This is a genomic window from Aneurinibacillus soli (assembly GCF_002355375.1).
GTDB lineage: Bacteria > Bacillota > Bacilli > Aneurinibacillales > Aneurinibacillaceae > Aneurinibacillus > Aneurinibacillus soli.
Map to the genome: position 1 here is coordinate 2,609,215 of NZ_AP017312.1, position 21,880 is coordinate 2,631,094.

20 protein-coding genes and 1 pseudogene are annotated in these 21,880 nt (G+C 41.5%); 8 read left to right on the forward strand and 13 right to left on the reverse strand.

The genetic code is table 11. The annotated features are described in order from the left end of the window. Positions 1 to 77: 77 nt before the first annotated feature. Positions 78 to 542 carry a PLC family EF-hand domain-containing protein gene (locus tag CB4_RS13170; protein ID WP_096466244.1) on the reverse strand — a complete coding sequence of 155 codons (465 nt, stop codon included), beginning with the start codon at positions 540 to 542 and terminating at the stop codon, positions 78 to 80. Between the two features lie 173 nt (positions 543 to 715). Between CB4_RS13170 and CB4_RS13175 the strand changes: the two genes are divergently transcribed. After that, on the forward strand, positions 716 to 2,290 hold the full coding sequence (locus tag CB4_RS13175; RefSeq protein WP_146226602.1) for an acetolactate synthase large subunit: 1,575 nt from the start codon (positions 716 to 718) through the stop codon (positions 2,288 to 2,290). 23 nt (positions 2,291 to 2,313) lie between these two features. Next, positions 2,314 to 3,759: an aldehyde dehydrogenase family protein gene (locus CB4_RS13180; RefSeq protein WP_096466246.1), complete on the forward strand. Its 1,446-nt coding sequence runs from the start codon at positions 2,314 to 2,316 to the stop codon at positions 3,757 to 3,759. A 60-nt stretch (positions 3,760 to 3,819) separates the two neighbouring features. Here the strand turns inward: CB4_RS13180 and CB4_RS13185 are convergent, their stop codons facing one another. From CB4_RS13185 to CB4_RS13215, 7 genes are all read right to left on the reverse strand, one after another. Continuing rightward, positions 3,820 to 5,412 (reverse strand): FMN-binding glutamate synthase family protein, encoded by a 1,593-nt coding sequence (locus tag CB4_RS13185; protein ID WP_096466247.1) that lies wholly within the window; start codon positions 5,410 to 5,412, stop codon positions 3,820 to 3,822. Positions 5,413 to 5,689: 277 nt separating this feature from the next. Then, on the reverse strand, positions 5,690 to 6,676 hold the full coding sequence (locus CB4_RS13190) for an LLM class flavin-dependent oxidoreductase (RefSeq protein WP_096466248.1): 987 nt from the start codon (positions 6,674 to 6,676) through the stop codon (positions 5,690 to 5,692). A 93-nt stretch (positions 6,677 to 6,769) separates the two neighbouring features. After that, positions 6,770 to 7,057 (reverse strand): hypothetical protein, encoded by a 288-nt coding sequence (locus CB4_RS13195; RefSeq protein WP_096466249.1) that lies wholly within the window; start codon positions 7,055 to 7,057, stop codon positions 6,770 to 6,772. A 137-nt stretch (positions 7,058 to 7,194) separates the two neighbouring features. Further along, on the reverse strand, positions 7,195 to 9,489 hold the full coding sequence (locus CB4_RS13200) for a heavy metal translocating P-type ATPase (protein WP_096466250.1): 2,295 nt from the start codon (positions 9,487 to 9,489) through the stop codon (positions 7,195 to 7,197). Then, positions 9,482 to 9,841, reverse strand: a complete 360-nt coding sequence (locus CB4_RS13205) for an ArsR/SmtB family transcription factor (RefSeq protein ID WP_096466251.1) — start codon at positions 9,839 to 9,841, stop codon at positions 9,482 to 9,484. The genes CB4_RS13200 and CB4_RS13205 overlap by 8 nt, the downstream gene beginning before the upstream one ends. Before the next feature lie 135 nt (positions 9,842 to 9,976). After that, positions 9,977 to 10,669 carry a class I SAM-dependent methyltransferase gene (locus CB4_RS13210; protein WP_096466252.1) on the reverse strand — a complete coding sequence of 231 codons (693 nt, stop codon included), beginning with the start codon at positions 10,667 to 10,669 and terminating at the stop codon, positions 9,977 to 9,979. 47 nt (positions 10,670 to 10,716) lie between these two features. Next, on the reverse strand, positions 10,717 to 11,025 hold the full coding sequence (locus CB4_RS13215) for a hypothetical protein (RefSeq protein WP_096466253.1): 309 nt from the start codon (positions 11,023 to 11,025) through the stop codon (positions 10,717 to 10,719). Positions 11,026 to 11,466: 441 nt separating this feature from the next. Here CB4_RS13215 and CB4_RS13220 point away from each other — a divergent pair, with 441 nt between their 5' ends. The 3 genes from CB4_RS13220 (at position 11,467) to sda (ending at position 12,761) form a co-directional block, all read left to right on the forward strand. Continuing rightward, the gene (locus CB4_RS13220) at positions 11,467 to 11,790 is read left to right on the forward strand and encodes a PadR family transcriptional regulator (RefSeq protein ID WP_096466254.1); all 324 of its coding nucleotides are present in this window, start codon (positions 11,467 to 11,469) and stop codon (positions 11,788 to 11,790) included. Continuing rightward, the gene (locus CB4_RS13225; RefSeq protein ID WP_096466255.1) at positions 11,777 to 12,376 is read left to right on the forward strand and encodes a DUF2812 domain-containing protein; all 600 of its coding nucleotides are present in this window, start codon (positions 11,777 to 11,779) and stop codon (positions 12,374 to 12,376) included. Before CB4_RS13220 ends, CB4_RS13225 begins: the two co-directional genes overlap by 14 nt. Before the next feature lie 238 nt (positions 12,377 to 12,614). Next, positions 12,615 to 12,761, forward strand: coding sequence for a sporulation histidine kinase inhibitor Sda (sda, locus tag CB4_RS22030; protein ID WP_096466256.1), 147 nt, complete (start codon positions 12,615 to 12,617; stop codon positions 12,759 to 12,761). Between the two features lie 760 nt (positions 12,762 to 13,521). Here sda and CB4_RS13235 read toward each other — a convergent pair. Continuing rightward, on the reverse strand, positions 13,522 to 13,857 hold the full coding sequence (locus CB4_RS13235; protein WP_096466257.1) for a hypothetical protein: 336 nt from the start codon (positions 13,855 to 13,857) through the stop codon (positions 13,522 to 13,524). 193 nt (positions 13,858 to 14,050) lie between these two features. Between CB4_RS13235 and CB4_RS13240 the strand changes: the two genes are divergently transcribed. The 3 genes and pseudogenes from CB4_RS13240 to CB4_RS13250 all read left to right on the forward strand — a co-directional run. Then, complete coding sequence (locus tag CB4_RS13240) at positions 14,051 to 15,598, forward strand: methyl-accepting chemotaxis protein (RefSeq protein ID WP_096466258.1); 1,548 nt, start codon at positions 14,051 to 14,053, stop codon at positions 15,596 to 15,598. A gap of 266 nt (positions 15,599 to 15,864) precedes the next feature. Next, positions 15,865 to 16,674: a DUF2935 domain-containing protein gene (locus CB4_RS13245; RefSeq protein ID WP_172890877.1), complete on the forward strand. Its 810-nt coding sequence runs from the start codon at positions 15,865 to 15,867 to the stop codon at positions 16,672 to 16,674. Then, a pseudogene (locus CB4_RS13250) lies at positions 16,664 to 16,825 on the forward strand (YmaF family protein); the annotation flags it as partial. The gene CB4_RS13245 and the pseudogene CB4_RS13250, both read left to right, overlap by 11 nt. Positions 16,826 to 17,010: 185 nt before the next feature. Here the strand turns inward: CB4_RS13250 and CB4_RS13255 are convergent. From CB4_RS13255 to CB4_RS13270, 4 genes are all read right to left on the reverse strand, one after another. Further along, a complete protein-coding gene (locus CB4_RS13255) occupies positions 17,011 to 18,870 on the reverse strand; it encodes an ABC transporter ATP-binding protein (RefSeq protein WP_096466260.1) in 1,860 nt (619 codons plus the stop codon). Then, positions 18,867 to 20,591 carry an ABC transporter ATP-binding protein gene (locus tag CB4_RS13260; RefSeq protein ID WP_096466261.1) on the reverse strand — a complete coding sequence of 575 codons (1,725 nt, stop codon included), beginning with the start codon at positions 20,589 to 20,591 and terminating at the stop codon, positions 18,867 to 18,869. Before CB4_RS13260 ends, CB4_RS13255 begins: the two co-directional genes overlap by 4 nt. Then, positions 20,588 to 21,070, reverse strand: a complete 483-nt coding sequence (locus CB4_RS13265; RefSeq protein ID WP_096466262.1) for a MarR family winged helix-turn-helix transcriptional regulator — start codon at positions 21,068 to 21,070, stop codon at positions 20,588 to 20,590. The genes CB4_RS13260 and CB4_RS13265 overlap by 4 nt, the downstream gene beginning before the upstream one ends. Positions 21,071 to 21,207: 137 nt before the next feature. After that, on the reverse strand, positions 21,208 to 21,879 hold the full coding sequence (locus CB4_RS13270) for a PspA/IM30 family protein (RefSeq protein ID WP_096466263.1): 672 nt from the start codon (positions 21,877 to 21,879) through the stop codon (positions 21,208 to 21,210). Position 21,880: the final 1 nt, after the last annotated feature.

The following is a 21,880-nucleotide window of genomic DNA, read 5'->3' on the forward strand; positions in this document are numbered from 1 at the left end:
TCTAATCCCCACCACCGCCACCGCTATCTCCTCCACTATCTCCGCCTCCACTGCAATCATAACTGTCATTATGATCATTAGTTAAGATCAAATCGGACATCAGAAACTTTCCACGTGTTTTTATCTTTCATTAAGGTTATATAGCTAGTAGTCATAACACTCTCATTAGCATAATACGGGAAATGTTGAGTGATATAAATTTTTTTCTTATCTTTGGAATAAGATATTTTAGCTTTTTTATCATTTGTCCAGTGAGCAACATAATAGAAGTCAGCACCAGCTTCGTACATATCAAGAATATCTTGTATAGCTTCTGATGTATAATACGGAGCCAGTATTTTCTTAAAAGAGGTCGGATTGGCGGGATCAGCTTTAGCTTGCGCCTTCTCGATCCTTTTTAAATAGTCAATGACTTGCTTCGATGTCATTGTAGTGTCTTTCTTTTGTGTAGTTGATTTAGCTTCTACAGGCAATGTGTTGAACGAAGGTGTGATGGAAATGGTTAACGCAAGTATAGAAACAGAAACAAGCTTTTTAAACATAGCTCTTCCCCTCTCGTTTCATCCCAGTGTGTCGGTCTGCAGCTAGGATTCATATGGTTATTGCCATACAGCGGTACGTATACATGTGTACGCAGTGTGACACCATAAAAGCAGAATTGTAACATGAAGGGAGGCAGCTTGAGTCACGAAATAGGCTCTCAAGCGTGCGATATATGAAAGCAAGCGATTTATTTGTGCAATGTTTAGAAGCGGAAGGCGTGGAATACATTTTTGGCATTCCTGGTGAAGAAAATATCGATCTAATGGATTCTCTCTCTCGCTCCTCCATTCAGTTTGTAATCGCAAGACACGAACAAGGAGCCGCATTTATGGCCGATATGTACGGCCGCCTGACAGGTAAACCCGGTGTCTGCTTGGCTACACTCGGCCCGGGTGCTGCCAACCTGGTCACTGGTGTTGCCAATGCACATTTGGACCGGGTTCCCCTTGTTGCGATTACAGGACAAGCAACTCGAACACGATTGCATAAAGAATCCCATCAAAACATTGATACCGTTAAGATGTTTGAGCCCATTACCAAGTACAGTCAGCAAGTATTACACCCACATATCATTCCAGAGGTGATCCGCAAGTCGTTCCAACTTGCTGTCATGGAAAGCCCCGGCGCTATACATATCCAACTACCAGAAGATGTAGCTCAAAAGGATATTGAGGGACGTCCATTACTAAAATCACATCTCTCCCCTCCACTTGTAAACGAATCGATGATACAGTCAGCTGTTGACATCATTTCTCAAGCGAGTCATCCCGTTATATTAGCAGGAAATGGGGTTATTCGCTCACAAGCATGGAACGAGGTTCGCGCTTTAGTAGATAAGGCCAATCTTCCTTTAGCCAATACATTTATGGCGAAAGGGATTCTGCCTTTCGAACATCCGCGAAACCTTTTTACAGTAGGAGGAAAACCATATTCGCAAAAAGTACTACGACCCCTATCTGAAGCAGATCTAGTCATCGCGATTGGATTCGATCTTGTTGAATATGAGCCAATAACTTGGAACTTTGACCATGCCCGTCGCGTTGTTCATATTCATGAGACACCTGTCGATGTAGATGAGCATTTCCCTACCGTAACAGAGCTCGTTGGCGATTTACGTCATACCCTTACGCTGCTAACACGTTTCATCGAGCAGCAGCCGGAACCTACTCTGCATAATGAAATTCGATCCCATCGCTTAGCAGAAATCACTTCCATTTCACATAACCAGGAGGAACTGCCGCGTCATGTAATGTTGACCCTGTCAGAGAAACTCCCCGAGAACACACTCGTTATATCGGATGTCGGATTACACAAAGTGTGGGTCTCACGATGGTATCAGCCAAAAATGCCGAGTCGAACCATCATTTATAACGGCTTTGCGTCAATGGGAGGCTCTCTGCCAGCAGGTATTGCAAGTAAACTGGTCGAACCTCATTCCCCAGTCGTTGTCGTCTCTGGAGATGGCGGTTTTCTAATGAATGTACAGGAGCTCGAAACAGCGAAACGACTGGGTGCTGCATTCACCATTATTGTTTTCACCGATAAAACATACAGCCTTATTCAAAAGAAACAGCATGATGCCAATTTGGCTATAACAGGGATCTCTTTTACCAACCCAGACTTTCAATTGCTTGCAAAAAGCTTTGATATTGAATATTACAGAGCTGAAGCACCGGAATCATTCGATGATTGTTTACAATCTGCCATCAATAGCAACAAGTTAAACCTCATTGAAGTTGTGCTTTAAGAGGTATACATGGGAGGATGTATATGAAACAAACACAATTGTGGATTGGGGATACGTGGATTCCCGGAGCAAGCACCGTTACCCTGCATAGTCCTTATACTGGAGATCCGATTGCAGAAATCGGCTATGCATCCGTCGAACAAGCAGAACAAGCTATTGAAGTGGCCGCGGCTGCGTTTAAATCCTTTTATAAGGTACCCGCATATACCCGTGCGGAAATTTTACGGAAAGTTGCGAGTGCGATGGAAAAACGACACGAGGAACTGGCCCGGCTCATAGCTAAAGAATCCGCAAAACCGATTCAAGCAGCACGCGGTGAAATTGATCGGACTATTCAAACGTATTTGTTTGCAGCAGAAGCAGCACGCGACAACAGGGGCGAAACCATTCCGATGGATGCTGCCCCACATGGCGAAAATCATCTCGCCTATACACAGCGTAAACCACTTGGTGTTGTTACCGCCATTACACCGTTCAACTTCCCGATGAATTTAGTCGCACATAAAGTAGGGCCAGCCATAGCCGCCGGAAACACAATTGTCCTAAAACCAGCCGAACAAACTCCGTTATCCTCACTTATCTTAGCTGAACTATTTCAGCAATCGGGTTTGCCTGCTGGTGTACTAAACATTATCCCTGGCTCCGGTGCCGAACTAGGTGAAATACTGACCACACATCCAAAAGTAGCTTTTATCACCTTTACAGGTAGTCCACGGGTCGGAAAATTAATTCGTGCTCAAGCAGGTTTACGCAGAGTTACACTCGAACTCGGTTCAAACTCGCCGCTACTCATCGATGAAGGGTTTTCTCCTGATGAATTAGAAAAAATTGCGGACGAAACAACAAACGGTTCATTTAATTACGATGGACAAGTTTGTATCTCGATTCAACGGGTTTATGTACACAAAAATATATACGATGGTTTTGTGGAACGCATGGTACAGCGGGCAGAAAAACTAAAGATTGGCGATCCGCTCGCAGAAGATACAAATATATCCGCTCTTATCAATACCGCAGCCGCAGATCGACTCAAAAAATGGGTAGAGCATGCTGTCTCAAAAGGCGCCGTCGTTCAAACAGGGGGCACCTTTGAAGGTAATGTAATGGCGCCAACGATCCTTACCAACGTATCTCCAGATGCAGAATTAAATACGGAGGAAGCCTTTGGTCCAATTATAACGATTACACCGTTCGAGACCTGGTCAGAAGCGATCGACATGGCTAACCGTTCAAAATTCGGCTTGAACTCCGGTGCATTTACGAAAGATATTGAGCGTGCACTCCAGGCAGCAGAAAAATTGGAATCCGGTGGTGTTTTAATTAATCAAATTCCGACTTTCCGCGTTGATCAAATGCCGTATGGCGGGGTTAAAGAGAGCGGTAGCGGTCGTGAAGGAATCCGCTACGCAATGGAAGAAATGATGGATATTAAACTCGTCGTACTACGTATGAATGTATACCAACCATAAAATAAAGATACAAAAAGCGATCCCTTCTTTTTTGGAAAGGATCGCTTTTTTCTCAGCAGATTAGAAAGCTTTAAGATATGACTGATAAATATCCTCTAATGGGTAAACAGTTCCTTTATCGTCCTTAAACACAATATGCTTCCGCTCAAATTGAACAGGTGAGTCAATTCCTGCAGCAGCCGCTAATCGAAAAAGGCCTTCGCGCATCGTTATTACATAATTAACAACGCGATATTTCTTCTCATCGATGACTAGCGCCTTCTGAAGATGTGGGTTAGTTGTGGCAACACCAACCGGACAGGCGTTAGAATGACATTTAAGGGCCTGGATACAACCTACTGTAATCATGAAACCACGTGCAATATTCACCAAATCCGCGCCCATGGCAAGTGCAATGGCAACACGATCAGGAGTAAACAGCTTCCCTGAGGCAATTACTTTCACACGATCACGTACACCGTGCTTGTGCAAGGCGGCATCAAGAATAGGTAAAGCTGATTTAATCGGCAAGCCTACACTGTCTGCCAGTTCCTGATAGGTGGCACCCGTCCCCCCTTCTCCACCGTCTACTGTAATAAAATCAGGACCCTTTCCTGACTGTTTTATATACATTGCCAACTCATCTGCCTCATCATAGCTCCCAATTACCACTTTGATACCAACCGGCTTTCCTGTAGTGTCACGAATACGCTCAATAAAATCAAACATCGTTGGTAAATCCCCGAATTGATGAAAACGGTTGGGGCTATCGATTGGTTTGTAAGGTTTAACCCTACGAATCTCAGCAATTTCCGGTGTCACCTTCTCCCCATCTACATGGCCACCGCGTATTTTTGCTCCTTGAGCTAACTTAAGTTCAAAAGCTTTAATTTGCGGAATTTCACTTTTTTTCTTCAGCTCTTCCCAATCGAAATTTCCGTCTTCATCTCTGACCCCGAAAATTCCCGGGCCGATTTGCATAATAATATCAGCCCCACCTGTTAAGTGATACTTGGAAAGCCCACCCTCTCCGGTATTCATCCAGGTACCTTTTACAATCCCTAGTCCTTCCGATAGTGCAGTGATCGCATTGCTTCCTAAAGCTCCGAAGCTCATGGCTGACATACCAATAAGTCCTTTAACCACAAAAGGATTTCTTGTCTTCTCCCCGATCACAACTGCGTCTTCCTCTTTTAGCAAATAGGTAAGTGTCTCTTCATCTACAAGTTCTTCTTTTCGCTGTGCAAATAAACGTTCCTTATGCAGCAGATATTTTCTTGTTTTCACCTTTGTCTCCCGGTCCATGTTTAATTCTTCCATTTGCTTTGGAAACATAGAATTTCGGATATAGTAACCGGATTGCTCAAAATCACGTTTAGAACCGAATCCGATAACATCCCGCTTATACTTGGCGCTTCTAACAATATGCTGATAATCATCACGGGAAAAAGGCTTGCCTTCTGTATCATTATCGAAAAAATATTGACGCATTTCTGGCCCGATATTCTCGAGAAAATATCGCATGCGACCAAGCACCGGGTAATTCCGTAACACAGGGTGCCTCTTTTGCCTTTTATCGATTAAAAACATGTAGATGAAAACAAAAGTAACAAGTAAAAGCAACATAACAACCACAACAAACTCAATGATGGTCAAATAGTTCGCTATATTCATCTTTTCTCTCCTCAGAGCTTTTGTATTGGATTATTATTCCACCAAGTATAGGTTTTTATCCAACATTATCCTTTCGTCTTTATGTTTACGAAAATAAATCGGAATAAAAAGTAAAAAACCTATCCGTGGTTTTGTGTAATACAATCACGGATAGGTTTTTTAGACATTTTTGTATTCATACTTTCATGATAAAATCAAGGCATAGAAACTATTCAAGGGCAACAAGCACTTCTTGACCAAAATAAAAAACCTTAGTTAGATTTCCCCTATCAATTTTTCACTTACAAGCAGGAACTACATACTTACCAAACAAGTCTAAAGATGAAAGCACTTTATGATGTTCTAATCCACCAAAATTCATTACTGCCATAAAGTTCGTAACACCTATTTCACGATAGGACTGAATTTGTTTAATCACTTCATCAGGACTTCCGATTACTGGATTAAACTTCTGTTTAAGGACTTCATACGAGATATTTCCCCCGCTCGGAGTATTCATAAATAATTGATAAGGACCTTTTGCATTTGATTCAGCTTCTGCAGATGTTTCACCAACATGAACATGAAAGGCAACCGGGATTTCTAATTGATCTGGATTACCGTGCCCTGATTTCTGATAGGCATTTTTGTACGTATCAATCAACTTTGCTAATTCATCTCGTGATTTGCTAAATCCAAGCGCCATAAAATTGCTTCCCATATTGGCGACATGCGTAGCACCTGTTTCACTAAAGGTTGCAATCCAATGAGGGGGAAATGGAGCTTGAATTGGCTGGACACTAAGCCTGATTTCTTTGTATTGAAAAAAGTCCCCTTGATGAGAAAAAGGCTTGCCTGACCATGCTTTACGTAACACTTCTAGAGACTCGTTAAATCGCTCCGCTTTATCCTCCATTGAAATATTATAACCGTCAAATTCCTTCTGATCATATCCACTACCTAACCCTAAATCTAACCTTCCGTTTGATAAAAGATCGACAACCGCATAATCCTCAGCAATTCGTAAAGGATTATGTAATGGAAGCACGGAAACACCCACGCCAAGACGAATTCTATTCGTCCTTTGCGATACGGCAGCAAGCATAACGGCTGGAGAGGGATTAATACCAAAATCTGAGAAATGATGCTCTGTAAACCATACCCCATCAAAATTCATTTCTTCAGCCCGAACGGCTTGTTCCAATACCTCGTTGTAAAATTGTCTGGGTGTTCGGGATGATTGATTTGGGTAATGGTCAAATATCGTTAATGTACTAAATTTCATTTCATATCAACTCCACGGAATTTTATTTAACTTCTTTACTTCACTGACAGATTACAAAAAATCAAGATGATAATATGGTTAAAAATAAGCATTCTAATTTTCTGAATCAACCCACTGATGACTGATTTCTAAACCATAATTCATGTCGTAAACTTCCTTTATAGCTTTAATCTTTTCAAGACTCTCCTGGTTAAACACAGGTTTGTTTTCAAAAGCACGAAGAACAATCCTTTCAAGAAGAACACCTAGTGAAATATCATGATACTCTGCCATCGCTTTCAAAACTTTTACCATACTTTTCTCCATCCTAATGCCAGTTTGCACACGCTCAACTTTAATTTTTTGGTTTTTTCCACTAGTTTGATCGTTATGTTGTTCCATAATTCCCCATCCTTTTTCTCAAAATCATCACATTGTTACCTATATACCAATGTACCGTTATAACAATATAACACATATTTTCGATTATGTACAAAGAAAGCTGACTTACCTTTAGAATGGTAAATCAGCTTTCTTTCTTAGTTCTTTATACGCAATAATCTCATGCTGTTTGCGATAACAATCAGGGCTGCACCTGTATCACTTATAACAGCAAGCCACAATGTTAACCACCCAGGGAATATCAATCCCAACGCAATGAATTTCACAATAAGCGAGAACCAGATATTTTGTTTAATAATGCGTAAGGCTTTCCGGCTCAACGTAATCGTATGAGGAAGCTTCTCCAGGTTATCAGCCATTAAAATAATATCGGCTGTTTCCATAGCTGTATCGGTGCCGGCTCCTCCCATTGCAATTCCAAGGTTCGCAGTTGCAAGAGCAGGCGCATCGTTAATGCCATCTCCCACCATAGCAACCACGTGATTGTTTTCTTGCAACTTCTTAATGGCTGCTACCTTATCTTCTGGAAGTAGCTCCGCAAAATAACGATCAACTCCTGCTGTGGAGGCTATATGTGAGGCTGTTCCCTCATTATCCCCTGTCAGCATAACCGTTTGATGAATACCAATCTTTTTCAATTTTTGCAAAGCGTCTGTTGTTGTTTTGCGTATCGCATCAGCCACAGCAATAATCCCTAAAATGGTGTCATGGGTTCCAATAATCACAATGGTATTTCCTTGATTTTGTAGTTCAAGCACCTGTTTTTCAATGGAAGTAGTCGGTGCATGGAGTCCCTGGAACAACTTTAAGTTTCCTGCATAGTACGAGATTCCGTCAATGATCGCCTGTGCTCCCTTACCGACTATGGTTGTAAAGTTTTCTCCCTGCCTTGAAGAAAGATGCTGCCCCGAAGTATAGTCCATAATGGCAACAGCAATCGGATGCTTAGAATGCTCCTCGATCGTACGAGCAATGGCTAGCATATCCTGTTCTGTACCGTTTATCGTTAGTACCTTTACCACCTTCGGCTTTCCTTCTGTCAATGTTCCTGTTTTATCAAAAGCAAGGGTTTGTAAGGTACCAGCAATCTCCAAAAAGGCTCCACCTTTAATTAACACACCATGTCTGGCAGCATTCCCTATCGCAGATACAATGGCAACAGGTGTGGAAATCACCAGCGCACATGGGCAGGCAACCACAAGCAACTCCAGCCCTTTGTATAACCATGCTTCCCATGTTCCCCAGCCAAATAAAGGAGGGAATATCATAATGAGGATCGCTAATATGAACACAATAGGAGTATATATCTTAGCGAATCGGTCGACAAAAGCCTCGGTTGGTGCTTTCTTCTCCTGGGCTTCTTCTACCAGATGAATAATTCGTGCAATCGTTGTATCTTCGACTAGTTTAGTTACGTGTATCTCCAATGATCCTTCTTCATTTACCGTACCAGCATATACCGGGTCTCCCTCTTGCTTATCAACCGGAATCGATTCACCTGTAATAGGAGCCTGATTTACACTTGATGTACCAGCAGCAATCTCGCCGTCCAGTGGGATTTTCTCTCCTGGCTTCACAACAATGGTATCGCCAATTTTCACTTCCTCTACGGGTTTTCGAGTCAGTGCGATTCCCTGTTTCACCCATGCTTCTGGAGGAGCCAAATCCATAAGACTACGAATGGATTCTCTTGTTCGTTCAATGGATTTAGTTTGTAAAGTAGTGCCGAGAGCAAACAAGAAAACAACGGTAGCTCCTTCCAGCCATTCACCGATCAATGCAGCTCCGATCGCTGCCGAAGCCATGAGAACATTCATATCTAACGATCCACTTTTCACAGCATAATACGCACTCCTGGCTGGCTTGTATCCTCCAACTAGAATAGAGGCTGCATATAAAGTAGTTACGATGGTGGAAGGTACCTGAACAAGCGAGCTGAGAGACCCCAGAACAAGCAGTATACCTGACACAGCCATCAGGGATATACCAGAATAAGAAGAAGGGGCCTTCGCTGCTTTTCTTTGACTTGAAGCTGGAATTGCTGTATATCCGGCTTTTTTTACTTCACTTATAATCGTTTCTGGAGTGGTGTTATGAACAATTTTCATGTTTCCTGTAGAAAAATTCACACGTATATCTGTAACATATGGGAGGCTTCTCATATGTTTTTCGAGGGTTACAGCGCAGGCTCCACAATCCATACCTTCGATGCGATATTCCAGATGCTTCCCGTTTTCTAAGATAGAAGCTCCCTTCTCTTCCTCCCTTTCCTTTATTTCTGCTGTACAACCGTTATCAGTACAACAGCTTGCTGTAGATGCTGGAACGGCGGGGTTTACCGGTGTAAGGGATAACGTTTTTTTAAACGTTACTTCTTTAGGTGAGCAGCAAGCATCATCTGTACAGCAGGTGGCTTTTGTTTCATTAGGCATTTGTTTTCTCTCCTTTGTCTAAAAGGAGTTGCTCGTTCTTTTTGCAGCAAGCGACTTGTTGTTGTACATCCTGTAGGGATTCATCAAACATGTGGAGTAACATCCGTATCTTTTCGTTTCGCAAGCTATAATACACAAACTTTCCTTCCTGGCGCCCCGTAATAATGCCACATCCCTTTAAACAAGATAAATGTTGAGAAATATTGGATTGATTCCCGTTCATCTCTTCTACAATTTGTGAAACCGTTTTTTCTTTCTCTTTAATGCATTCCAATATTTGAAGTCGTGTTTTATCAGAGAAACCTCGAATGAATTTAGCTTTTACATCTACATCTATTTTTTCTTGAGACATACCATTCACCTCACGAATTAGTACTTACTAATATGTATGTTTTATTCATATTAACAGTTACTAATATGTTGGTCAAATAAAAGCACCCACGAATCGGGTGCTTTTATCTTTTTTATTCTCTAACAAGTTTTTCAGTCATGCTTTTCTAATCCATTTAGCAACAATAAATCCTGCTCCTTCTTCTTGTCCATGACGAGAACGTTGCCTTTCCAGAACATAGGCTTGTTCTTTCGTAACAAATTCATCAGGGGCAATATATAATCCCAATTGAATAATAGAAGGCTCTTCTCTGTATAGTGCTTTTATCTCCTGCATGGTAAAAAAGTGAGCACCTGAAAATACGCTTTCCTTTTTGTCTTTCCCCTGTTTTTCATACATGGCAGCCCACTCACTTTGTTTGCCAACCATCCCTACTGTAAGCCGTCCTCCTAGTTTTACCACCCTCATCGCTTCAGCCAACACATCTTCTGGAGAATCAACAAACTCAAGAACAATATTAGACATAACAAGGTCAAACGTATGGTCAGCAAATGGAAGATGGTGAATGTCTCCTTCTAGGAAGGTGATAGCTTGCTGAGATTTTTCAGCTTTCTCCCTTGCTTTTTTTAACATAGCTGTAGAAATGTCAACACCCGTCACGTCTATTCCCTTTGAGGCAAGTAGCAGAGAATAGATCCCGGTGCCACAACCAATATCTAGCGCCTTTTCCCCGGGCCTTGGTTCGGACACTTCCATCATCATTTGTTTTTCTACAGCATCAACAAAAGAGCCGAGTGGAGTAGCACACCACTCATCGTATGTTTCAGCGGAATGATCGAATAAAGCCATAATACTTTCCCACCTTTGCTTTTTTAGTCATCAGTATGGAACAAATTCTAATCCCCACCACCGCTATCTCCACCACTATCTCCGCCTCCACTGCAATCATAACTGTCATTATTATGATGGTGGTTGTGGTGATGGTTATGATGATCACCGTGGTGATGATGGTTTTTATGGTGATCATCATCTGATCCCAAGCCGAACCAACCGTAATTCATTGAATCAGAACTGTCGGATGATTTTCTTTTGCGATCATTTGTTACTTGATGTACAGATTTTGATTGATCTTGTCTAAGTTTACGAAAGAAAATGATGACAAGCCAAACGAATGCAACTATTCCCAAGATATATAGGATACTCATGGTTCTCCCCCCCCTTTGAATGGATATATTATAATTATCCATTACAAAGTCTGTTTTTTGCACCTATTTTTAGTAAATACCGCTATTACGCCGCTTCCCTTAGAATCTCTCTATCGTTCTCTCGTGCTGTTCTGTATATTCCCATCCAAAACAAAAAAAGCAACCAAGTTACGGCTGCTTAAAACTTTTTTATACGGTTTTTTAAATTCAACACATATATTCTGTTATTAGATGCCTATATGGGCACTATTTTTTTGCATAAACTACACACGTTCCGGCGATCAAGTCATGAACCGCTCTTTTACCCTGACGCATCCCCACCAGCTTGCCTTATCCGTCAAAACGCAGATCATGATCTTTTTCATTTATACAGTTGACATATATAGTTTAACTGTATAAAATAAAACTATACAGTTGAGCGATATAACGAGGTGGGATGAGATGAATAGACATAAATTATTGCCATTAACCGAAACAATGAGTTACGTTATGCTGGCATTGCAAGAGCCTGTACACGGCTATGTCATTATGCAAAAGGTCGAGGAAATGAGTGGCGGTGACGTACGGATTGCTGCTGGAACTTTATACGGTGCGGTTGAAAATTTAATAAAGCATGAACTGATTGAACGTGTCGAAACGGAGGATGCCCGAAGAAAAGTCTATGTTTTAACGGACAAAGGAAGAAAAATTTTACATATGGATATGCAAAGAATGCAGCATATCATCAATGTTTACAAAGGAGGAAATATAAATGAAGAAATTTAAGTGGTTTGTCGATATCCGCAAAGAAGAAGCTTGGCTTAATGAGCAACTGAAAAAGGGCTATAAATTGGTAAAAACAAGTTCGTTAGGCTATTATCAATTCCAAAAAATAACGGATACGAATCAGGTCATTAAATTAGACTTTCAAAAATATTTGACGAAGGAAAAGTTAGAAACATACATCGAGCTATATGAAGAGTTCGGCTGGAAACGTGTTGCTGGCAGCCGATTTAGTTCTGTTCATTATTGGGTCAAAGAGCGGGATGGTCATGATGAATTGTTCTCAGATGCACCATCAACAGGCGCGATGTTGCATCGAATGGCTAGCTATTACTTTATGATGTTCGCAGTATTGTTGATCCTCATTCCTTCAGGAGATGGAAAACTACTCTATTTGAATCCGAAGGCTGCCTACTTAACACCTGGATTATGGGAAAGACAAGGTAGCCATTTTGTTCAGTCCTTTTTATTTGAAACTCCTTTTGCTTTCATGCGTTTCGGTTCTACTTGGCTGTTAATCATCATGACATTATTCTTTGCAATCAAATATACGAAGTGTAAAAAACAAGAAAAAATATTTGCTGAATAAAACAAACCAGCCCTCAGGCTGGTTTGACTATTTTCTCCTCCTTCTGAGGTAAATAAAAAGAGGACACCAACAGCACACAGGGATATACTTGTCCCTTGTGTAAGCTTGTTAGCGTCCTCTGGATTGGCCAGTAGGCAATATGGGATTAATTTACGGACTTTTTACACTATACCAACATTGGATATAGTTGTAATATTAAAATATAGGTATTTTACTTAACAAACTAGAGGTGAAACTAATGGAAAAGTATGATTCATTTTCTTATTTGAGTAATGAACAGCTGATCCTAACGTTAAAACAAGCAGAAGAAATCGGGTTACACCAGGAATTTATACAGATACTTATAAACGAGATTAAGAAGCGAAATCTATCGATAGAGAGCTAAAATCCCTCACCTTCTTACGTAATATGGCGTTTAATCTTACCTTGGTGCATAACTACTTTGTATAATAAAGGAGCAAAGATATTCGGTTTCCCCCTCGTGATGGTCGGTCGCCTAGAGGGGGACTTTTTCTATTTTTGTAACCTTATTTCAACTTATCTCGTATAAATGATTAACTCTACAAATCTAGTCTTTCTTCAGCCACTTCCCGCCCGGAAGTGGCTCTTTTTTTATTCCCTTATCCTCTTTTAGCAGTTTCAGCTAAAGCCTGTACGTTATCCAGTTCCCATGTATAACGACCATCGCTATAATCACCAAATCCCCCTCGATATTTTATTGATTTGTGAATATTTTTCGACAAAATATATTGCGCTATTTTAAATATTGTAATATTATTAATTCACAACCAAATCCACTATGAAGGAAGTGTATTAACATGATAAATGCTGTGAAATATACTGGAGACTTCGTTAAAGGTATTTTTTATGCAGCCTATTCCTTTGCAGCCATCTTAGTCTTAATGATTCAGGAGTTGTCAAATCTATAATATGAATAATGTAACTACAGGGACATAACCATCATTATCTTCTGCGGATAGATAGTGGTGGTTATTTTATTTTTTACTACCATAGCGTCTATTTGTGCGCCCACCCCCTTTATCTACTACCCAATTCCCGACTTTGATTAGCCATTGGTTCATGTTGTTCATCCATTTCTCTAAAAAAAAAGCCACTCCAAAGAGCGGCCTTGTAAAAGATATAAGTTAAGCTTGAAAATCTATAGCGATAGGCTTATTAGGATCATCTGCAATTTGTCTTTCCCTGATTGGTTTCGCATGAGGATGCTCCATTTTTCTTTCCTTTTGATCAGAGCTATCTTTCTTTCTTCTCAGTTCTTCCATTAATTTTATTTTTTCCATGTACAACTGAGAAATCATCCTAACTTTTTGTTTTGGATTAATGGATGAGTTTTTTCGAATCGCTTCTATTTCTTTGTCGATTTCCTCAATCCTTTTCTGTATTTCAGTTACTCGCTCTTTTTCGTTTTTCTGAGGAGAAAGCAGAGCTGAAAGAGTTCTGGAATCCATGGATACTTTCATATTTCCTCACCTCGATCTAATCCATTTACTATTAATAATCGGCATGATGAGCTGGTAAATAAATATGAAAGTATCTATCCAACAGGATGAATGGTTACAAGAAAAGATGCTACTTTCTTTGTCATCTTCGCGCATCCTTCTGCATATTGTAACCATGATTATGAGAGAGTAAGGGGGGGATTTACCCATAAAGATGAAATCGATTTACGTAAAAATTGTTTCGATTTTTAGCCTCATCATTTTGTTTGGCATGCTCATCAATACGATCTTTTCGCAAATGATGTTACAAAAGACGATCGGATATACCGAGCAATTACTCACGCAACAAATGAATGACAAAGTACAAACCGCAGATACACTCATCAATACCCAGGTAGAAAATAGTAAGAAAACAAGCACCCTTCTAGCCGAACAATTCGCGCTGCATCCGGAAGTTATCAAGGGAGTAACCGAAGGAAACAAAGCCATGGTACATGCAGCATTAAAAGATTCAACAGTCGTAGCCCGCGAGAAAGCTGGCATTGATCTGGTATGGGTAACACAACTCGCCGCCCGCACACCGAACGGAAACACCCCCATTTTAGCCTGCCCCTCAAATCCTTCCTTTGATGGTTTTCCCAACTTACATTATGCCTCAACAAATGAAGCATTACATACAGGAAAAACAGTCGTTTCATGGGAAGTCAACGGGGAAGATGGAAAGCTTCAGGTGAGCGCTCCAATTAAAGATGCGAAAGGGAAAGTGATCGGTGCCGTCGTTGTTGGGCAGCAAACATACCAGCCGCTGCTCAAACGAATTAGTGATCGTTCCGATACGGCCATGTCGATCTTTTTGAAAAATGGAAAAGACTTTTATATCATGACAGACACACAAAAAGACGAAATTGGCCGAAAATTATTCAAAGATTCACACGATAAGTATGCGAAAGATGTAAAGCAAGCCAAAAATATGGCGGAACTCGCTTCCACAAACTCCGATTATAAGACCATCCTTTCATTTTTGAATCAGGTCGCAGACAAAAAAGATTTTACAGAAACGATCCTATTGCAGGGGAAGCCTTATGTATGCAACTTCACCCCACTAACCACCTACAACGGAGAAGTAATAGGGGTTTTAGTGAGCCGTTTTCCCGGACTGCTGAATACAAAAGAAATGATTATGAGTCAAACAAGCACGATGCGCATCCTCTCGTATACAGTCACTATTTGCGTCGTAGTCGTCTCGCTCATCGCCAGTATTTTTTTCTCCCGCAGCATTACCAACCCGATTCAGCAGATGGTCCAATCCGTAGACCAGATTGCGAGAGGAGACTTAACCCGAAAGATTGACGTGCGTTCCAAAGATGAAGTCGGGCAGCTAGCCGAGTATTTGCGCGCAATGACGGAAAGCCTGAAAAAAGTCATTCAGGAAGTATCAAGCGCCGCCCATCACGTATCCGCCTCCTCACACCAACTCCAAGCAAATATCGAAAAGACGACAAAGGCCGCGCATCAAATTACCATGTCCGTACAACATGTCGCCCAAGTTGCAGAAAATCAACAACAGCAGGCAGAAAAAAGCACCGCTGCCATCCAGGTTATGAATAAAAAGAAAATGTCTTCTAGAAACTATGTATGTTCGTGCGGCTATCAAGAACATCGGGATGTCCATGGGGCACGGAATATTTTGAGCAAAGCCATACATGAAGAGATTCGGCATTTCGATATGCCAACAAAACAAAAGTATCTACGGATTGCGTAAGCAGAAGTAGTAGAAGGTCTGTTCCGACCCAGCTATACGGAAACGTATAGATATGTTGCTTACCTACGTAGCGAGAGGACTTCCGACACGGTATCGAGCATAAGGGGCTATTCTTCTTATGCGTAGAAGCCTCATCGATATGAGTGGTAAGAAACTCCCTCCTCTACGCGTTAGCGTAGGTGGGAGAGGTTCATGACATATGATAGTCGCCCATCAAGACAATTGCGCATATCCTATCCTGAAAATTTATATTGGGAGGTTTGTTCATGTCTGATGGATTTGTTGCCCGATCATTGGATGAAATTCGTTTCTGGTCCCGTATTATGAAAGAACACTCGTTGTTTATTAAACTCGGTCTGCGTTGTGAGGATACTCAGTTAATAAATGAAGCACAACAATTTTTTTATATCTTTGAACAAATTGAAACCAAATCACATGAGCTTACTTTAAATACCGATCCCGGGCAGATGGCACAATTCAATGCCGAGGTTTATAATGCCGTCTCCTATATTTGGGCTTATAAGAGAAAACTTCTCGGTCTTATTTTGCATTGCAAGTTGGCAGGAGCTAATTTATTTCCGTTACTCATTGATCATACAAGCAGAGAAGCAAACTACTTTAGAAACAGATTGTCACAGTTGAACCAAGGTCAACTGGAACCTTTGCCAGACGCCATCATTGATGAAAACGTATTTTTCTTGCGTATTATGGCCGATCATGCGAAATTTATTAGCCATCTCTTGGACCCGTCAGAACGAAAACTTGTTGATCAAGCACAAGACTTCAGTCGTGATTTTGATCAATTATTATTTCAAGCAGTAGATTTGGATTCGATGCGTCCACAATCCCAAACTCATCCTCTGCTTAGCCAGTTTCTTGACCAGAACAGAGTTTCTGTAAAGGCTCTTCGTGATTTTAAAAAGACAGCCCGTGATTTAATTGAAGCTTGTCGTATTAAGAGCATTATCCATCCGCTGTTGGCCGACCATGTATTCCGTGAGGCGGAGAGATTCCTGGAGATTATCGATATGTTTGAGATGGCTCTAGCAGGAAAGCCTTCTGCCAGTAAACATTGATCATGTCCACCAATGTTTAGATGTAACCCATCCGGCGATTCCTACCCCGGATGGGTTACATATTCATTACACGGAAGGTTATGTACTGTTTGAAGATGGACATCAACATCGTATTGCAGGTGTTGATATGCCAGCCCCAGGAAGAGCTTGACAGTATGGATTCTAAATTTTTGTACTTCCTTCCTAGAACTATAGAAAAATACTGAACCTTTTTCCAGCCTATTCATATGATATTGCTAAATAGGCTGGAAAAGGGACTAGGAAGTACATAGTAGTAAGGGAGGCTGCATTTATTGCGCCCCCCTGTATTTGTATAAGCATACATATACAAATTATTTATCCTGCTACCTTATCAGAGAACTGGCTGTTGTAAAGATCTGCATAGAAACCATTTGCCTCTAAAAGTTCTGAATGTGTTCCTTGCTCGATCACTTTTCCTTGATCCATCACAAGAATCAAGTCAGCATCCTTAATCGTTGAGAGGCGATGGGCAATGACAAAACTAGTCCGTCCTTCCATCAAGCGGTTCATCGCCTGCTGGATATAAGTCTCTGTCCGCGTATCTACACTTGACGTTGCTTCATCCAGGATCATGATTGGTGGATCTGCAAGGACCGCTCGCGCGATGGTAAGCAGCTGCTTTTGTCCTTGTGAGATGTTCGACGCTTCTTCGTTTAGGACAGTCTCGTACCCTTCTGGCAGCATCCGAATAAAATGATCGGCGTGAGCCATACGCGCAGCTGCGTATATCTCCTGGTCAGTTGCGCCGTTTTTCCCATAAGCTATATTTTCTTTAATCGTTCCTTTAAAGAGCCACGTGTCTTGCAGTACCATCCCAAAGTTCTTGCGCAGATCACTTCGAGACATATGCCGTGTATCATGACCATCAATCTTAATCTTTCCGCCATTCAGTTCATAAAATCGCATCAAGAGATTAATCATCGTCGTTTTTCCAGCACCAGTCGGTCCCACGATCGCAACCGTCTGTCCAGGTAAGACCTCAATGTTCATGTCTTTCATTAATAAGTCTTCACCATATCCGAAGTCCACATGTTCGAAAGTTACCGCACCTTGTGCCCGTGTTACACTCGCAGTCGTGATTGCTTCCGTTTCTTCTTCTTCGTCAAGCAGCTCAAAGACACGCTCAGCTGCTGCTACAGTTGACTGAATAATATTTGCGATATTAGCCGTTTGTGTGATTGGCTGTGTAAACTGCTTGGAATATGTGATAAATGCCTGGATATCACCGATTGAAATCGCACGTTGCGTTACTAAGATCCCGCCGACAATACAGATCAAAACATAGCCGATATTCCCGATAAAGAACATCATGGGCATGATAATCCCAGATATGAACTGCGCTTTCCTACCTGCTTTATACAGTTCCTCATTTACCCTATCAAACTCGGCAACGGCCTTTTTCTCATGTCCGAATGCTTTAACGATTTGATGACCCGTATACATTTCTTCAATATGTCCATTTAATTGGCCAAGTGTACGCTGCTGATCCGCAAAATGTTTTTGCGATCTTTTCAAAATGGGCCGGATTGCAAAAATTGAAATCGGTAAGCTAACAATCGAGATCAGTGTCAATATCGGACTAATCGAAAGCATCATGATGATAATTCCAATAATTGTAACAATAGATGTGATAAACTGCGTCATACTTTGTTGAAGCGTGCTGCCGATTGTATCAATGTCATTTGTTACACGGCTAAGCGTTTCACCGTTCGGGCGTCCATCAAAATATTTGAGTGGAAGCTTCGCAAGCTTTGCGTTGACATCTTCTCGAAGATCGCAAACCGTTTTTTGGGCAACACTAGACATAATATATTGTTGCACGTAGTTAAAAAGACTGCTGAAGACGTACAGTCCGCCCAGCATTAGAAGAATCCGACCAATTTTGTCAAAGTTAATGGCCGCTTCTGGTATTCCTCGAAGCTTCCCGTATGCACCCTCAAATAATTCTGTAATCGCTGTCCCCATAATTTTGGGACCCACAATCATAAAGATGGTACTCAAGATAGCGGCGAAGAAAACGGCGATCAATTGATTACGACGGGGTTTTAAATAAGCCAAGAGACGTCTTAGTGTTCCTTTAAAATCTTTTGCCTTTTGCCCCATCATCATCATGTTGCCACCACCTGGACCATATCCCATCTGCCCGCCGCCTTGAGGTTTTTTGTGATTTCTCATGCAATTTCCTCCTCTGAGAGCTGTGAAAGGGCGATTTCACGGTATACGTCATTTGTGTTAAGCAACTCTTCGTGTGTACCTATGCCTGCCACGTGTCCATGGTCTAACACGATAATTCGGTCAGCGTCGACGACCGTACTCACGCGCTGTGCAACAAGTAACACCGTCGCATGTTTTGTCTCATCTTTTAGTGCTGCACGAAGTTTGGCATCTGTCTTGAAATCAAGTGCGGAAAAGCTATCATCAAAAATATAAAGATCCGGTTTGCGAATCAGGGCTCGTGCAATCGATAGTCGTTGTTTCTGCCCTCCTGATAAGTTCGAGCCTCCTTGTTCGATTTCTGCGTTATAACCATCTTTCATTCTACTAATAAAATCTTCCGCTTGCGCAATACGAGCTGCATGTTCAATTTCATCCCGTGTTGCATCTGGCTTTCCAAAGCGAATGTTGTCGGCAATCGTACCTGTAAACAGCATCGCCTTTTGTGGCACGAAGCCAATTTTCGAGCGGACCTCTTCATGCGATGCTTCTCGAACATCAACACCATTGACACGAATGGTTCCACTCGAAACGTCATAAAAGCGCGGAATCAAATTGACAAGCGTTGTTTTCCCCGAACCGGTTCCCCCAATGATTGCCGTAACCTCACCAGGTTTTGCGGTAAAGCTAATATCCGATAATGCAGGCTTTTCTGCTCCTGGGTAACTAAACGTCACATGTTCAAATTCAAGCGAGCCTTTTTCACGATCTGCCTTTGCTGTCCCCATATCCCGGAATGTCGGTTCCTTATCAAGCACTTCATTAATCCGTTTGGCTGACACAGCGGCACGTGGAATCATAATGAACATCATGGACGCCATAACAAGTGCGAACATGATTTGCATGACATATTGGATAAACGCCATCAGGTCCCCAATCTGCATGTCCCCATTATCAATGCGAATTCCACCAAACCAGATGATCCCGACAATCGTCAAGTTCATGACAAGCATCATCACAGGCATCATGAATGCCATGACTTTATTTACTTTAATCGAGACGTCTGTCAACTCTTTATTCGCTTGTGTAAGACGTACTTTCTCTTCAGGTTCACGATTAAAGGCACGGATGACACGAATCCCGGTTAAATTCTCTCGTAATACAAGGTTCAAACGATCCAATCGTTTTTGCACCGTTTGAAAAAGAGGTACCCCTTTATTCAGAATAAGTAGTACCGCACCAATTAACACAGGCATTGTGACGACAATGATCAGTGATAATTTGGCGTCCTTCGACACTGCCATAATGATTCCACCGACTAACATAATAGGTGCACTGATAACCATACGCAGCATCATAATAACGACTTGCTGAACTTGCGTGATGTCATTGGTCGTCCTTGTGATCAATGACGCGGTTCCCATTTCGTCAAATTCTTGCAACGAAAAATTCTCAACATGATTAAAGACGTTTCGACGAATATCACGTCCTAATCCCATTGCTGCTTTAGACGAACAATAGCTTGCGATAACCGAGGCAAAAGCACCTAGTGCTGAAACCAACAGCATCCATCCGCCAATTTTCCAGATGTAAGAAGTATCTCCTGCTATAACTCCTTTGTTTACAATATCCGCCATCAGTGTAGGTAAAAAAAGGTCTGCCATCGATTGAACAAGGACAAGACCGAAAACGGCTAAAACGATCCATTTATAAACAGATAAGTTTTTCAGTATTTTTATCATTTGGTATCCCCTCCTTGCTCTGTTAGTTTCGCTTCTAAATAATTGGTAATTTGTAGGTGTGTTTCCAGCAACTCTTCATACTGCTTGTCAGTCATTAATTCACTTACACATTGAAATAGTTGATGAATGCCGCCTTCTTGAAGATGAATCGTTTTTAAAAGCGCTTCTCCTTTTTCGGTGATCGCCAACTGCATCTCCCGTCGGTTGCCTTCCACTTGCTGACGATGGAGCAAGCCCGCTCGAACGAGTCCATCCACAGCCTGGCTCAGCGTGCTTTTCGGAAGAAATGTCTTCTCGCCCACTTTTTTTTGCGTCATTTCCTTATGAAGGGTAATGGTCATCAAAACCGTATATTGCGGAATGGATAAGCCATTTTCTACCGCCGTCTTTTGCACCAATCGCATGATATTCTTCTGCACATGCCAAAATGAACGCAATAATTGTGTGGAACGCATTACTTTTTGCTCTTCGTTCTCCATTCATACTCCACCATTCTTTCGCCTAAAAACTGTTCGATAATGAACAGTTTGTTTTTGATCGATTAAATTTACATCTTTTTTTTCGAATCGTCAAGCCAAAATAAAAAAGCAGCCGGGTCATGGCTGCTTGAAAGGTTTTATACACTTGTTTCTTTCGCTGTCTCCCTTAGTTGTGCTAATTGTTTTTGTACCTCTTCTTGAAGGGAAGGATCAATTGCATAAGAAGAACTTGGCGAAATGTTTGATAGCCGGGTGTTAGCTTCTATTTTGGATTCCATCATAACAATTCGTTCTTCAGCACGAGCAAAGCCTCTCGCGATGTTGTCTGTATTCAAGGAAACGACTGCATTATCCAGTTGTTTCAGCGATTGAGCTACATTAGCTCTGGAAAGCAACAGAAGTCTTTTGTGCTGTAGTTCATTATATTGTTCTTTTAGCTGATTGATTTTTTCCTCCAGGAGGTTTGTTTGTCCTTTTATCACTTCGTACTGCTCTTTATACAGACCTCTCTTTTTTTCCTGAAGTAGTTTTTCCTGGAGCGCCAATGCTGCAATGTTGTCTTCTCCTTTGGTTACAGCAAGCTTTGCCTGACGCTCTCTTTTAGCCAGTACTTCCTCTGTGTCTATAATCAATGCCAGCTGCCTTTTCTCAAGGAAGATTTGGTTCGCAAGAGCGTGCTGGCCTTTCGCAATTTCCTCTTCCATTTCTCGCATATATTGACTTAGCATATTAATTGGGTCTTCAACTTGATCAAGCAATTTATTTATCTCAGCCATTGTAATACTTTTGATTCGTTTTAAAATTCCCATC

Coding starts and splice junctions, on each gene's coding strand:
- CB4_RS13240 (WP_096466258.1), top strand. CDS start 14,051: ATGAAATCGATTTACGTAAAAATTGTTTCGATTTTTAGCCTCATCATT.
- CB4_RS13180 (WP_096466246.1), top strand. CDS start 2,314: ATGAAACAAACACAATTGTGGATTGGGGATACGTGGATTCCCGGAGCA.
- CB4_RS13200 (WP_096466250.1), bottom strand. CDS start 9,489: ATGCCTAATGAAACAAAAGCCACCTGCTGTACAGATGATGCTTGCTGC.
- CB4_RS13205 (WP_096466251.1), bottom strand. CDS start 9,841: ATGTCTCAAGAAAAAATAGATGTAGATGTAAAAGCTAAATTCATTCGA.
- CB4_RS13255 (WP_096466260.1), bottom strand. CDS start 18,870: ATGAGAAATCACAAAAAACCTCAAGGCGGCGGGCAGATGGGATATGGT.
- CB4_RS13195 (WP_096466249.1), bottom strand. CDS start 7,057: ATGGAACAACATAACGATCAAACTAGTGGAAAAAACCAAAAAATTAAA.
- CB4_RS13175 (WP_146226602.1), top strand. CDS start 716: ATGAAAGCAAGCGATTTATTTGTGCAATGTTTAGAAGCGGAAGGCGTG.
- CB4_RS13170 (WP_096466244.1), bottom strand. CDS start 542: ATGTTTAAAAAGCTTGTTTCTGTTTCTATACTTGCGTTAACCATTTCC.
- CB4_RS13235 (WP_096466257.1), bottom strand. CDS start 13,857: ATGAAAGTATCCATGGATTCCAGAACTCTTTCAGCTCTGCTTTCTCCT.
- CB4_RS13265 (WP_096466262.1), bottom strand. CDS start 21,070: ATGGAGAACGAAGAGCAAAAAGTAATGCGTTCCACACAATTATTGCGT.
- CB4_RS13215 (WP_096466253.1), bottom strand. CDS start 11,025: ATGAGTATCCTATATATCTTGGGAATAGTTGCATTCGTTTGGCTTGTC.
- CB4_RS13210 (WP_096466252.1), bottom strand. CDS start 10,669: ATGGCTTTATTCGATCATTCCGCTGAAACATACGATGAGTGGTGTGCT.
- CB4_RS13260 (WP_096466261.1), bottom strand. CDS start 20,591: ATGATAAAAATACTGAAAAACTTATCTGTTTATAAATGGATCGTTTTA.
- CB4_RS13270 (WP_096466263.1), bottom strand. CDS start 21,879: ATGGGAATTTTAAAACGAATCAAAAGTATTACAATGGCTGAGATAAAT.
- CB4_RS13190 (WP_096466248.1), bottom strand. CDS start 6,676: ATGAAATTTAGTACATTAACGATATTTGACCATTACCCAAATCAATCA.
- sda (WP_096466256.1), top strand. CDS start 12,615: ATGGAAAAGTATGATTCATTTTCTTATTTGAGTAATGAACAGCTGATC.
- CB4_RS13220 (WP_096466254.1), top strand. CDS start 11,467: ATGAATAGACATAAATTATTGCCATTAACCGAAACAATGAGTTACGTT.
- CB4_RS13185 (WP_096466247.1), bottom strand. CDS start 5,412: ATGAATATAGCGAACTATTTGACCATCATTGAGTTTGTTGTGGTTGTT.
- CB4_RS13245 (WP_172890877.1), top strand. CDS start 15,865: ATGTCTGATGGATTTGTTGCCCGATCATTGGATGAAATTCGTTTCTGG.
- CB4_RS13225 (WP_096466255.1), top strand. CDS start 11,777: ATGAAGAAATTTAAGTGGTTTGTCGATATCCGCAAAGAAGAAGCTTGG.